Here is a 13,458-nt window from a genome sequence, read left to right on the forward strand (position 1 = left end):
CGCACTGCACCAGCCGGCATGTTTCATCCGGCCTTCCTGGCGCTCTGCCCGGTAGGCTCACAGTGTGACCTCTACCCCGCCTGCTTTCCGCGCTCTGCGCCACCGTGCCACGTTGGCCCGCTCGTGGGCTTTGCTCACCAGTTTCCCCGATGAACAGCGCCACCCGGACCGTTTCTACAGCAACCTTGCCAGCGATACTGCGGACGTCATTGAACTGCTGTGGGAGGGGACGACGGGAGGCTCGCTGGCGGGGACGACGGTGCTGGATGTGGGCGGTGGGCCCGGCTATTTCGGCCGCGAGTTTGGGCGGCGGGGTGTGCGCTACATTGGCTGCGAGCCAGATCTACGGGAGCTCCACGCGGCCGGCTTGCCGCTGGAGCAGCAGGTGCGGGGACTGACCGTGCAGGGTTCCGGCATGGATTTGCCGTTTGCTAGCGATGCGGTGGACGTGGTGTATTCCAGCAATGTGGTGGAGCATGTTCCAGAGCCGTGGCGGATGTGCGATGAGATGGTTCGGGTGTGCCGGCCGGGTGGGCTTATCGTGGTGAGCTACACCCTGTGGTACGGGCCTTTTGGGGGGCACGAGATGGGGCTCACCCACTATCTGGGCGGGGAGAGAGCGCGGCGGTTGTATGAGTGGCGGCATGGGCACCCGCCGAAGAATTATTTTGGTCGGTCGCTGTTTGCGGTGGGCTGCCGGGAGGGTATGGAGTGGGCCCGCCTTCAGCCTGATGCGGAGGTGGTGGGGTTCTTTCCCCGCTACCACCCGGGTTGGGCGTGGTGGATGGTGAATGTGCCGGGGTTCCGGGAGGTGGCGGTGAGCAACCTGGTGACGGTGCTGCGGAAGCGGGAGGTGTCTTAGCGGCGGACAATGCCGGGCTTAGGCGGGAATCCGTTGGGGAAGAGGAACTTCGCGATTTCCCCCCGGTTGTCTTCCGGTACGTAGGTGTAGGCCAGTTTCTCCATGTGGTGGACGGTCGGCAGCATCGCCTTCACGGTGGACACCTGGTAGGGCAGCCACGAGGAGAGGGTGAAGAAGACGGTCTGGCCGCTCTGATTGGGCAGGAAGTAGGGGTTGTAAATCTTCGCCCGCTGGGTGGGGATGAGCAGGTAGCGGTTGGTCCAGTTGATGAGGTCCTTAGAGTAGCGCAGGTAGATGTTGTCGCCGTTGCCGAGGGTGAGCATCATGAAGCGCTTAAGGCGCGGGTTCCATTGGACGGTGAGTTCGGAGATGCGGCCGGGGATGACGGGGGCTGCGGCGGCGGGGTCGTCCTTAATCCACTTTTTGCCGTTCCAGTATTCCCAGGCGTGGAGTTCTTCGAAGGAGCGGGCGGGGACGCGAGCCAGGTATCCGTCACCCATGCGCCCATTGGGGGTACAGAATTCGTAGACGTAGCGGCCGTGTTTGAGGAAGGCGCCCATCTGGAAGTTGGCGAAGCCACCGCTGTTGGGCCGGAAGATGTGGGTGGGCTGCCAGGTTTGGCCGTAGTCGGTGGAGCGGTAAATGTGGGAGAAGTTGGTGGTCCACATGCCGGGGTCGCCCCAGCGGCGGATGGACATGAAGTCGATGTATTGGACGCCGTGGAGGGACATGGCGGCGGTGGGGATCTTGGAGAGTTCGCGGTTGTGGCCGTGTCCAGAGTTGACGATTTCTTCGGCTTTGTTTTCGTAACCGGTGAAGAATTGGGTGGTGCGGACGTTGTAGGGGTTGTTGACGTCTGCCCAGGCGAGGGCGGAGCCGCGGAAGCGGCTCATGGGGCCGAAGTGGCCGGGACCGTAATTGTCGCCGAAGGCGATGAGGGTGCGGCCGTTCCCGGCGTCCCAGGTGATGCCGACGTCGGCGCCCCAGACTCCGGCGTCGCGGGAGACGTTGTTGGCGGCGGCGACGCCGACTAGTGGTTTGCCCACGATTTCTGCGTTGGCTGCGTCGAGTGTGGTGACGCTGGTGTATCGGCTGAGGCCGAGGACGAGGTTGGCGCGGGAGAAGTTACCGGTCAGCATTTTTACTGGTTCGGTGATGAGTTCTTGGCCGGCGCGGTCGGGGAGGAAGATGATGTGGAGTGGGTCGCGGGGGGTGAGGTCACCGCGGCCGATGCTGGCGGGGGAGATGAGGTTGTTGGCGCCGATGAGGTCGCGCGGGATGGCGGAGTGGTCGCGGAGGGCAGCGCGATTGTGGTGGGTGAGTTCGAGTGCGCTGGGATAGCCGGCGCGGGCGGCGCTGCGGGCGTCTTGGATGGTGAGGGGGGTGACGGAGCTATCTGCGGCGGTGGCGGGGGTGAGTGTGGTGAGGACGATGGCACCTGTGAGGGTGGCAGCTAACGCAGCGGTGAGGCTGGTGTTAAATATGCGATTGTTGCGCACAGATGTTCTCCTTGTGACAGGTGTGATCACCAGTATTGTAGCAATAGTGCCCCCCACTACCGAGATAGCGGGGGGCACTATTTATGCTTGTGAGCTCGGAGGGAGCTCAGCGAGTCCGATTAGGCCTCAGCAATACGCTGCTTGAGGGCTTCGTACTCGTCAAGAACTTCCTGCGGAACCTTGGGTCCGAGCTTGGTGAACCAAGCGTCGAGGTCGGGAAGCTCGCGCTCCCAGTCTGCCTTGTTGACAGCGAGAGCGGCCTTGACGTCGTCCTCAGTGTAGCCTTCCAGGCCGGAGAGGTCGAGGTCCTCAACGCGGGCGGTCTGGCCAACGATGGTGTTGTCAGCTTCAACACGGCCTTCGAGGCGGTCAACGATCCACTTGAGGACGCGGCTGTTGTCGCCGAAGCCGGGCCACAGCCACTTGCCATCATCGTTCTTGCGGAACCAGTTGACGTAGAAGATCTTGGGCATCTTGTCGCCGCCCTTTTCTCCCATCTCAACCCAGTGCTGCAGGTAGTCGCCAACGTTGTAGCCGATGAAGGGGATCATGGCCATGGGGTCGCGACGGATGGAGCCGACCTGGCCTTCAGCGGCAGCGGTCTGGCCGGAGGACAGGGTGGCGCCGATGTACACGCCGTGGTTCCAGCTGTAGGCCTCGGAGACCAGCGGAACGGTGTCGGGGCGGCGGCCACCGAAGAGGATGGCGGAAACCGGAACGCCCTTGGGGTCGTTGAACTCTTCAGCGGTAACCGGGCACTGGGTGATCGGCACGGTGTAGCGGGAGTTCGGGTGAGCGGCCGGGGTATCGGGCTCGGGGGCCCAATCGTTGCCGTGCCAGTCGATGAGGTGAGCCGGGGCGTCGCCCATTTCCTCCCACCAGACGTCGCCGTCATCGGTGAGGGCAACGTTGGTGAAGATGCAGTTACCGGGCTCCATGGAACGCATGGCGTTCGGGTTGGAGTCGTAGTTGGTGCCGGGGGCAACACCGAAGAAGCCGTTCTCGGGGTTGACGGCGTAGAGGCGGCCATCTTCACCGAAGCTCATCCAGGAGATGTCGTCGCCAACAACCTCGGCCTTCCAGCCGGGGATGGTGGGCTGCAGCATGGCGAGGTTGGTCTTGCCACATGCGGACGGGAAGGCGGCGCAGATGTAGTAGGCCTTACCTTCGGGGGAGGTGAGCTTCAGGATGAGCATGTGCTCAGCCATCCAGCCTTCGTCGCGGGCCATGACAGATGCGATACGCAGGGCGTAGCACTTCTTGCCGAGGAGGGCGTTGCCGCCGTAGCCGGAGCCGAAGGACCAGATCTCACGATCCTCGGGGAAGTGGGTGATGTACTTGGTTTCGTTGCAGGGCCACGAAACATCTTCCTGGCCTTCAGCGAGAGGAGCGCCAACGGAGTGCACGCCGCGGACGAAGTCGCCGTCCTTGCCGATCTTCTCGAGGGCAGCGGCACCCATGCGGGTCATGATGCGCATGGAGACGACCACGTAGGCGGAGTCAGAGATTTCAATGCCGAGCTTGGGATCATCGGCACCGAGGGGACCCATGCAGAAGGGGATGACGTACATGGTACGGCCCTTCATGCAGCCCTTGTACTGCTCGAGCATTTCTTCGCGCATGGCCTTGGGCTCGGCCCAGTGGTTGGTGGGGCCGGCACCGTCTTCGGTCTCGGAGCAGATGAAGGTGCGGGACTCAACACGGGCAACGTCAGCAGGATCAGAAAGAGCGAGGAAGGAGTTCGGCTTCTTCTCGGGGTTTAGCTGGGTGAAGGTGCCAGCGTCAACGAGTTCTTGGGTCAGTCGGTCCCATTCTTCCTGGGAACCGTCGCAGAAAACGACCTGGTCGGGGGTCATGACCTCGGCCCACCGGGCGACGAAGTCAATGATTTTTTCATTCTCAGTGGGGATGGTTCCCTCGAAGCCTGGAATGGTCTTTTCAGTCATCTGTCACTCCTACAAGTAATTGATGTCATGCTCCATGTTAATGACCTATGGCAATAAGAGCACATCGAGGTTTGGTGATTTGGGGGTAACTCCCTATATGAAGTGTGACACAGGACACACCATCACTAGTAGAGCCTGAGTCACACTAGTGAGGTGTGCCTATGAAACACATGTCAACCAGGGTTTAGAGGGAACCATCCCGGGGCAAACTGGGCGGGTAGGGGAGCTTCCATCGCTTGTTGGTGCCGTCGAAGCAAATGTTCTGCAGATGGTCAACGATCCCGTCCGCATCCTCGTCGCTGAAGATCAGCATGCCATCTTCATAACCCAAGGTTGCGCAATGGTTTTCATCAATCTGAATGGCAAAACAAAGCTTCCCAAGTTCCATGTACATTTCACCGGGGCGTATCGCATCAGTATCGCCATGTTCAATTGGGCGCATGATTTCGTCACCATTGGAAGCGAACGACGTCACACCAGTCTCGCCGGTGGGGTCAATAATGCCCACCCCCACCAAATGGGCGGGACCTGTCGTCATCTCGCCGGGATCAAAAAATGTGATATCCGGCTCATATTCGTTGTCGTAGTCCCAACAGATGCCCTCATCGGTGATGTACTCGCCGGTTTCGGGATCTACAGGGGCGTTCATGGGGATGGGCACCCACTGGTTTCCCATGGCGTCAGTCACCACGAAGGCGGACCCAAGCCAGGGGTCGAAGGGAATCTCGAAGTCGGACATGGTGCTCTACTTTCTGTGGAAATGTGTGGAGTCTGAGGGGGTCACGCGCGCGTCTCCTCAGCGGATGTCACCAGCGCTTCAACGGTGTCTGAGTCGGTTGACACGCTGGCATCGCAGTCGTGGTCCAAAACCAGGGCCACGCGGCGGGGTACAAGACTGGAAACAGTGGTTCCTGCCGCAGGCCAGACGCAGTCAACTGCGAGAGGGCGGTCAGTATCGGAAGTGGCGTCGTCGTTCTCTGCAGAGTTGTTGTCCCGCATCGCATCGAAGAGAGTGCCCGAGAAGAACCACTTCGCCATAAGTTCCTCCACACGGCGATTCATCTCGCTGCGCACCCCAGTGATGAGCAGACTCTGAATCTTCTCTTCGTGTTGGCGATACCGCAGCATCGCCACAATGCCCATGAACATCAGACCCACGACGATAGCCGCCAAGATCCACCATGAGCCGTGCAGGCTCACTCCGGAGTAATCCAGGACGAACACGACACCACGGACAACACCAATGCCGGCAGCAAGGGAGAGCACAGAAGGTGCCACCACATCAAGTCCGACATTGGGCACTCTAGTGGTCAACTCACACTGCTGGCCGGCCACCTCGTCAACGGTGGCGAGCAGATCCTGTGAGATAGTGTCCCTCAGTCGAGGCGACACCAGATCGGCGATGGTGAGTTGCAGCAGCGTCATCGACTCATAGGAGCGTTGCCGCCACTGCTCTACCGGGTTCTCCCCGGGCTGCAGCGCATCCTGAGTCCATCTGTCGATGGCGGTTCGTACTTGGACGCGCTGCATTCCCAGGTTTTCGTCGCGTTTCTTGCGGTAATGCTTTTCGAGATAGGTACACGTGTGCACCCAAAGGTCACTTGCCACCAAGCCTCCGCATCATCAGTTCGAGGGCTTCCGTGCAGAAACCACAGCCGGCTGCCACATTCATCACCAACTGCACACAGCGCTCGGTGACGAGTTCCTGTGCGCACTGCTCCGCCAGCGTGTGAGCAGCAGCGTCGGGATCGGACCAGTCCACTGGCGCCAGCACCAGCGGAACCGGATAACGCTGGGGTAGCGTTGCCGCGACTCCCACTTGCACCACCACATCTGGCCATTCACCCACCCGCTGCACGGGGGTGAGAGTGTTTTTCCCACCCGACTGCCACAGGCCGAATACGCCGGATTTGAAGGTCCCCGCTGGCACACACTGAAAAGTCAAGGGCAACGCCGGCGCCATGATGGGGTTCTCCCCCTGGTAGCCGGCCACTACCTCGGTGGGCTGTTGGGATGCAAGAAGAGGGGCAAGGTGCTTCTGTAGGTATTCGGCCACCACCACAACCGGCTCCCGTGTGCGGGGGCCATTCGCTGGTGGAGTGACGCCGAAACCGTCCCCGGTAATCGCAATAAGAGAAGGGCGCGTACACACCGTGAACAACGCAGCCGCCCAACCGGTAGTCCGATCTTCATCGGTCAGGCCGGACAGCGACTGTAGCGACAGCAATAGCGACCGCGCCAGCGGGCGTGCCGGCAATGGTAGCTGGGCAGCAGGTACAGCCTGTTGAGGTGACGGTACGGACATAGGCCCTCCTTTCGGCAGCTAAGTGTGCCGAACTGTGTTCCGCTTGTGGGGAGCTACATTTCCAGCATTTCTCCAAAGGTGCAGGTCAACGCGAAAAAATGGCCAAAAAATACATCAGAAAAGCTTTTTCAGGTGTCTTATTGGCATATCGCCACCCCTCACCTCCGCCTCACCCCCGCACAACTCGCAGAGACACCACAAAAATGACATAGCCGCAGCAAAAAGTGACATTTTTGTCCAAACAAGGGACGATGAACAGGTGACTACTAGCCCAGAACCCACCACCTCCACGCGTAACCCGCGCTGGAACGACCCCGCCTACCGTGAGGCCCTCGCCGCAGAAAAACGCGCCCACAACGCCAAGCGCGACTCCTCCTCCCGCCTCTACCCGCGGGTGACGGCCTTCCGCGCCCGCAAAGGCGCCATCTCCGACGCGAAACAGGCGATCTGGGACGAGTACTTCCCCACCCTCGGCAAAAATGCCAGCGATGAGCGCCTCACCCCCGCCGACATCGACACCTGGTTCGGTCGCCCCGCCACCACCATCCTGGAAATTGGCTTCGGCACCGGCACCTCCACCAGCGCCATGGCCAAAGACGAACCCGACATCAATGTCCTCGCCCTCGAGGTCTACAAACCCGGCATGGCACAGCTCCTCGCCCGCATGGTGCGCGAAGATATCCCCAATATTCGCCTCCTCCGCGGCGACGCCGTCGACATCATGGACAGCATGCTCCCCAGCGATTACCTGGACGGGGTACGCGTCTTCTTCCCCGACCCCTGGCCCAAAGCCCGCCACCACAAGCGGCGCCTACTCCAACCGGGAACCTTCGAACTCATCGCCAGCGTGCTCAAGCCCGGCGGCATCCTTCACATCGCCACCGACCACGCCGACTACGCCGAGTTTATTGAAGAAACCGGCGACGCTTGCCCGGAACTCATCCGCCGTAAAGAAGGACTCGCCACCCCCGCACCCATGAGTCTGCAGCGCCCCACGACTAAATTTGAGGGGAAAGGCCTGCGCGAGGGACGCGTCATCCACGAATTCATTTGGCAGCGTCCCACCGGCAGCACCGGCAGCACCGGCAGCATCAGCAATGACGGCAACGCCACCCGCACCAGTAACACCGGCACCGAAGGAGACATGCATGAGCAGTAACGCTCCCACCCCGCGCGCCCTCCTCATCTGGGACGCCCCCAATATGGACATGGGGCTCTCTGCCATCGTCGGCGGACGCCCGAACAGCTACCAGCGCCCCCGCTTCGACGCCGCCGGCCTCTGGCTCCTCCACCAAGCCGCCCAACTTGCCACCGACACCGGCCTGGACCCCGACAGCATCATCTGCGAAGCCACCCTCTTCACCAACGTCAACGAAGCCAACGTCGACGGCATCCACTCCTGGATCGACGCCCTCCGCAACATCGGCTTCTCCGTCTTCGCCAAACCCAAAGAGACGGCAGACAGCGACGTCGACGACAATATGCTGGAGCACCTCTCCCTCCGCATCTCCGAAGGCAACCTGAAACTCGTGGTCGTCGCCTCCGCCGACGGCCGCAACTTCCAAGCCACCCTAGATGACCTAGCTGCCAAAGGTGTCCTCGCCATCGTGCTCGGCTTCGCCGAAGAATGCACCTGGGCAATGGAAGACCCCAACCTCACCTTTGTGGATGTGGAAGACGTTGACGGACTCTTCCAACAACCCCTCCCCCGCATCGACCTGGAACATCTTCCCAGCGGGGGTGCCTGGCTGCAGCCCTTCCGGCCACTCCGTGCCCTTCTCAACCGCTCCACCGACCGCAGCGACTCGGTAGTGCCCGAACTTGGCCCCGCCATCACCGACGACCCGCACGCCAAGGAGACACTGCATGTTTAGCAAATGGGGCGAATTCATTCAGCGCCACCGGAAGCTCGTCCTCGCCATCATGATTGTGCTGGTCAGCGCTCTCGGCGTGGTGGGTCAGCGACTCCCCGACTATCTCAGCCAATCCGGCTGGTTCGACCCGGGTAGCGACTCCATCAAAGCCGCTGAGCTCGAAGAAAGCACCTTCGGTCGCGATAACTCCGCCGACGTCGTCGTCATGTACGATGCACCCGCCGGAAAAACCGTGGACGACAAGGCCTTCGCCAAAAAAGTACAAAGCCACCTGGACCAGCTGGAAAAAAATAACCCCCAGTACATTGACGGCATCGCCAGCTACTGGAACACCAAGCAGGCCATGCTGACCACCAAGGACAAAAAACACGCCATGGCCTCCATCCGGCTCAAAGGCTGGGGCAATGACATCCTCAAAAACTATCGGAAGGTCGAAAAGCAGATCCCCATCGAGGACGTCTCACAACACATCGCCGGGCAAACCCCCGTCTCCGGCGCCCTCGACACCGGCATGGCCAAAGACATTAAACGCGCCGAACTGATGGGTCTGCCCATCGTCGGCGTGCTCCTCATCATCGTCTTCGGCGGTGTCCTCGCCGCACTCCTCCCCTTGCTGGTCGGCGGCCTCTCCATCATCGGCTCCACCGGCATTCTCACCCTCATCGGCATGACGACAGAGGTGAACGCTTTCGCCCAATCTTGCGTCACCCTCATCGGCCTCGGCCTCGCCATCGACTACGCCCTCTTCATCGTGAGCCGCTTCCGCGAGGAGATGGCAGAAGGATTCGACACGCACACCGCCGTCACCAGAACAGTGGCGACAGCCGGACGAACCGTCGTCTTTTCCGCCATCATGGTGGGGGTTTCCCTGTCCTCCATGCTCATCTTCCCGCAGGCCTTCCTGAAGTCCGTCGCCTACGGCACCATCTCCGCCGTCGTCCAGGCTGCCATCCTCTCCCTCACCATCCTCCCCATCCTGCTGAGCTACCTGGGCAAACGCATTGATGCCCTCCACATCGGACCCCGCAAGAAGGAACCCACCCCACTACAGCTCTACAACGGACTGTGGGGACGCATCGCCGGCGGTGCCATGAAACGGCCGGCCGCCACCATCGTCCCGCTGGTCTTCCTCATGCTGGTGATGGCGCTGCCGATGGGTAACCTCAAGTTCGGCGGCATCAACGAAACCTACCTCCCGCCCGATAACGAGACCCGCCTCGCCCAGGAAGCCTTCGACAAGACCTTCCCAGAGATGCGCACCAACCCCGTGAAGGTGGTCATCTCCGGCTCCACCGGCATCCAAACTGGTGCCATCCTGGCGGAGATTAACCAGGTGAAGGGCCTCACAGGCGAATTCCACATCACCAAGCAGACCAAGGTGGACGAGAACGGCAAAGCCACCACCGTGCTGCACTCTGGTGTAGTGGACATGAAGGACAATGCCAAGGTCGTCACCGATATCCGCGAGAAACTCGACATGCTCTATGCGGGCGGGGGCACCAGTGCGTTCGCCGGCACTAACATGGACGGCTCGCACGTCTACGTAGGCGGCAACCCGGCGTTGGAGAAAGACTCCATTGACGCGCTGCTGCGCCACCTCCCGGGGATGGCCGTCTACATGCTGGTAGCCATCACTATCCTCATGTTCCTCACCTTCGGGTCGCTGGTGCTACCCATCAAGGCCATCCTCATGACGCTGCTGTCGATGGCCTCCACGCTGGGTATTCTCACGCTCATCTTTATTGACGGGGTGGGCGCCAACGCCCTCAACTTCACCCCCGGACCCATGATGAGTGCGGTGCTGGTGCTCATTGTCGCCATCCTCTTCGGCCTCTCCACCGACTACGAGATCTTCCTGGTCTCCCGCATGGTGGAGGCGCATGCGGCCGGCCACACCACCCAGGAATCCATCCGCTTCGGCACCGCCTCCACGGGCCGCATTATTACGGCGGCGGCAGCGATCATGATTGTGGTGACGGGTGCCTTCGGGTTCTCCGAGATTGTCATGATGAAGTACATCGCCTTCGGCATGGTGATCGCCCTCTTCCTCGACGCCACCATTGTCCGCATGCTGCTGGTGCCGGCCGTAATGCGTGTGCTCGATGACGACAACTGGTGGGCCCCGGCCAGCCTGAAGCGCCTACAGCACAAGATCGGCTTGAAGGAATCTGAACTGGACGACCCGACGTTGGCGCTAGTGGACTTCGCCACCGGCACCGACCTGCGCGAACAGCCTGCCTTAGTGGGCGTGGGCGCGGGTGCTACCAGTGTCGCCGGCGGAGCAGCTGCTGCCGCTGGTGCTGGCAGTGCGGCTGCCGCGGGCGGCCATGCCAAGCGCATCTCCGCCGCCGCTATAGCGGATGCCAGTGATGTGCACTCGGCCCGCCGGATCGACCCATCGCTGCTCCAACACGTGTCCACCGAGGAAGGGTTCAGCGCGCCCCGCACCTTCACCACTACCCGCCCCGCCGACTACGGCGAGCAGGTGACGGAGGATGGCTACGTGGAGACGGCTAACGAACCGGAAGAAAAGCAGGAAGAGAAGCCGCGTGGCTTCTTCGCCCGGCGCCGCGCCCGCAAACAAGCGAAGCAGCGGAAGGCGGTAGAGGATATCCGCCAAGCCCAGCGGTCCGCCCAGCTGCGTGCCCAGCGTGAAGCACAGGCAGCTGCCCAGGCTGCGGCCCTCGCCACCACGGTAGAAGACCCATACACGGACGTTGACGAGACCCCCTATACAGTTCCCGAAGCGCAGATGGTCGACAACTACGACGAATTGTTCCAGCACACCGACACGCAGCGGCAGTCCTACCAGACGGAGGACTACGAAGCGGTGGAGACTCCCCGCCCGGGCCTGCGCCCCGTCGCCCGTCGCGCAATGCACATCAACCGCCTAGAGGACAACCGCGGTGACGCAGCCCGTCGTCCGCAGATTCCGCATTCCACCCACGGCGCCTCCTATGACCGCAGAGAAGAAACCGGTTACAGTGGTGACAGTTGGGCCGATGCCCGTAACGACAACACCCCCATCTCGACCGCTGAGTTGATGCGCCGTCTACGAGAGGAAGACGAGAACTGAGCACCTCGGAGCTCCCTGACTTCGACGATCTCAGGGCCCCCTACGTCCCCTCCTTGCACCCCCGCAAGCAGGGAGCGAGCTCCAGCTTGCCTCGCGTCGACCACACATTCCGCGCCGCCACGCCAGACTCTGCTGCACACGGCCCTGCCGCGACGGGCGCCTTAACGACAGACGCTAGTGTCAGTGGCACCGTTGTTTCTGGCACTGCTCCTGCTAGCGGTGCTGTCGCTGAGGGCGCTGCTTCTGGTGGCGCTGCTGGTGCCCCCACGGAGCCAACCGCACCCGACACAACATCCGGCAGCACGTCCGGTACTGCCGCCAACACGAGTCCGCGTCCCCGGCGCGCATCCTCGCTGGGAACACCTCCCCCGCCACCGCTGATCTTCGACCCGTTTGCCGTCACCTCCGAGCGGGAACCGGAACCCCTTACCCCCGGCACGTTCTATGTGGATACGGCAACCTCTGCAGATGGCTCTACCCGCGTCACCGGCAGTGCCAGCAAACAACCCCCCAAAGTTCCCCCCACCACCAAGGTCAAAGGGTTCTTCCAGCGCGTTAAGCAAGCGTGGAACTCTATCCCCCGCTGGTTGAGCTCCTTTGTGGTGCTCATCATCGTGGTGGTTGTACTCTTCGTTCTCTACCACCAAACCTCCTTCCTCAAAGAAGCCTTTGCTGCCATCCGCACCGCCAACTACTGGTGGGTTGCCGCCTGTACCGCAGCCTCCTTCGCCTCCATGCTGTCGTTCGCGGCAGTGCAGTGGACCCTCCTGCGGGCAGCGGGCGTCCGCTCCCCCTTCTGGAAGAACACCGCTATCGTGTTCGCCTCCAACGCTCTCTCCGGATCCATTCCCGGTGGCCCTGTGCTGGGTACCGCCCTCACCTTCCGAGAAACTCGCAGACTGGGTGCCAGCACTATTGTGGCCACCTGGCAGCTGGTGGTGGCGGGAGTATTGGCCACTGCGGGCCTCACTATCCTGGGGCTGGGTGGCGTCATTTTTGTGGGCACAACCTCTAACCCCTACCTCTTGACTGCCGCCCTGATCGCCCTGGTGGCGGTACTTTTTGTGCTGCAATGGGCGATGCGTAACCCGCAGCATATTGAGGGCCGGCTGCGGCCGGTGGTGCAGTGGGTGCAGCAGAAGCGCCGGAAGGATCCGGAGCCGGCGCTGGACAAACTTCACTCCACCATCGAGCAGATGAAGGCGGTGGAGCTTTCCCACCTGGAACTGCTGAAAGCGTTCGGCTGGTCGCTCTTTAACTGGGTGGCGGATGTGGCCTGTATGGGTTGCGCCGCCTATGCGGTAGGGGCACGGCCGAGTGTGGGCGGTATGGCCATTGCATATGTGTCCGGCAAGATCATTGGTACTGCTCCGGTGACACCAGGTGGTTTCGGTACGGTGGACGGCACTCTTATTTGGGCGTTGACGCTGGGCGGGTTGACGGCCGCGAACTCGCTGGCCACCGTGCTGGTGTATCGCCTCATTAGCTTTGCGCTGATGGTACTGATCGGCTGGCTGCTGGTGCTGGTGCTGTTCCGTGGTTCCGAGAAGACCTCCGCGTTGGTGTCCGGTTATGCCGAGACGGCCGAGGAGTTGGGCTACGAGAATGCGACCACATTAACGGGGTCGATTCGGGCGCGCCACCGGGTTGTGCAGGAAAAGTTTGACAAGGAGCGGCGTGACCATGCGGCCGCGCAGCAGGCGGCAGATGAACGGGCGGCTTCCCAGCAGGCTGCTGCCGAGAAAGCTATGGAGGAGAAACCTGCTCCGCCGAAAACTGCACGCGGGAAGCCAGGGTTCGGAAAGCCAGTGCTCAGCGAGCCGGTGTTCAGAAAAGCGGGTTCGAAGAACACTGCGGCAGAGCCGAAGTAAGCAACGCCAGACTCGTCACAGCAAG

General features: G+C 61.7%; 10 protein-coding genes. 5 read left to right on the plus strand and 5 right to left on the minus strand.

Annotated elements, in window-relative coordinates:
* Nucleotides 1-64: 64 nt before the first annotated feature.
* Complete coding sequence (locus Q0X28_RS01670) at nucleotides 65-862, plus strand: class I SAM-dependent methyltransferase (protein WP_298575795.1); 798 nt, start codon at nucleotides 65-67, stop codon at nucleotides 860-862.
* Here Q0X28_RS01670 and Q0X28_RS01675 read toward each other — a convergent pair.
* From Q0X28_RS01675 to Q0X28_RS01695, 5 genes are all read right to left on the minus strand, one after another.
* Nucleotides 859-2,361: a DUF4185 domain-containing protein gene (locus Q0X28_RS01675; protein ID WP_298575798.1), complete on the minus strand. Its 1,503-nt coding sequence runs from the start codon at nucleotides 2,359-2,361 to the stop codon at nucleotides 859-861. The genes Q0X28_RS01670 and Q0X28_RS01675 overlap by 4 nt on opposite strands.
* A 119-nt stretch (nucleotides 2,362-2,480) precedes the next feature.
* Nucleotides 2,481-4,307, minus strand: coding sequence for a phosphoenolpyruvate carboxykinase (GTP) (locus Q0X28_RS01680; protein WP_298575801.1), 1,827 nt, complete (start codon nucleotides 4,305-4,307; stop codon nucleotides 2,481-2,483).
* A 184-nt stretch (nucleotides 4,308-4,491) separates the two neighbouring features.
* Entirely contained in the window at nucleotides 4,492-5,046 is a 555-nt protein-coding gene (locus Q0X28_RS01685) for a hypothetical protein (RefSeq protein ID WP_296239471.1), read from the minus strand.
* Nucleotides 5,047-5,087: 41 nt separating this feature from the next.
* On the minus strand, nucleotides 5,088-5,915 hold the full coding sequence (locus Q0X28_RS01690; RefSeq protein ID WP_296239470.1) for a hypothetical protein: 828 nt from the start codon (nucleotides 5,913-5,915) through the stop codon (nucleotides 5,088-5,090).
* Entirely contained in the window at nucleotides 5,905-6,612 is a 708-nt protein-coding gene (locus Q0X28_RS01695) for a hypothetical protein (RefSeq protein WP_296239469.1), read from the minus strand. Before Q0X28_RS01695 ends, Q0X28_RS01690 begins: the two co-directional genes overlap by 11 nt.
* A 259-nt stretch (nucleotides 6,613-6,871) precedes the next feature.
* On the opposite strand from Q0X28_RS01695, the gene trmB reads away from it, so the two are divergent.
* The 4 genes from trmB to Q0X28_RS01715 all read left to right on the plus strand — a co-directional run bounded on the left by trmB (nucleotide 6,872) and on the right by Q0X28_RS01715 (nucleotide 13,433).
* On the plus strand, nucleotides 6,872-7,771 hold the full coding sequence (gene trmB / locus Q0X28_RS01700) for a tRNA (guanosine(46)-N7)-methyltransferase TrmB (protein WP_296239468.1): 900 nt from the start codon (nucleotides 6,872-6,874) through the stop codon (nucleotides 7,769-7,771).
* Nucleotides 7,761-8,486, plus strand: coding sequence for an NYN domain-containing protein (locus Q0X28_RS01705; protein ID WP_298575806.1), 726 nt, complete (start codon nucleotides 7,761-7,763; stop codon nucleotides 8,484-8,486). Before trmB ends, Q0X28_RS01705 begins: the two co-directional genes overlap by 11 nt.
* Nucleotides 8,479-11,562, plus strand: coding sequence for an MMPL family transporter (locus Q0X28_RS01710; protein ID WP_296239466.1), 3,084 nt, complete (start codon nucleotides 8,479-8,481; stop codon nucleotides 11,560-11,562). The genes Q0X28_RS01705 and Q0X28_RS01710 overlap by 8 nt, the downstream gene beginning before the upstream one ends.
* Before the next feature lie 86 nt (nucleotides 11,563-11,648).
* Nucleotides 11,649-13,433, plus strand: coding sequence for a YbhN family protein (locus tag Q0X28_RS01715; protein ID WP_298575809.1), 1,785 nt, complete (start codon nucleotides 11,649-11,651; stop codon nucleotides 13,431-13,433).
* Nucleotides 13,434-13,458 lie beyond the last annotated feature (25 nt).

The organism is uncultured Lawsonella sp. (genome assembly GCF_947252745.1).
In the GTDB taxonomy this organism is placed as follows: domain Bacteria; phylum Actinomycetota; class Actinomycetes; order Mycobacteriales; family Mycobacteriaceae; genus Lawsonella.

Bases quoted from the DNA above. Each gene is read 5' to 3' on its own strand.
- Q0X28_RS01680 (WP_298575801.1), bottom strand. From the start codon at position 4,307: ATGACTGAAAAGACCATTCCAGGCTTCGAGGGAACCATCCCCACTGAG.
- Q0X28_RS01685 (WP_296239471.1), bottom strand. From the start codon at position 5,046: ATGTCCGACTTCGAGATTCCCTTCGACCCCTGGCTTGGGTCCGCCTTC.
- Q0X28_RS01695 (WP_296239469.1), bottom strand. From the start codon at position 6,612: ATGTCCGTACCGTCACCTCAACAGGCTGTACCTGCTGCCCAGCTACCA.
- Q0X28_RS01705 (WP_298575806.1), top strand. From the start codon at position 7,761: ATGAGCAGTAACGCTCCCACCCCGCGCGCCCTCCTCATCTGGGACGCC.
- Q0X28_RS01710 (WP_296239466.1), top strand. From the start codon at position 8,479: ATGTTTAGCAAATGGGGCGAATTCATTCAGCGCCACCGGAAGCTCGTC.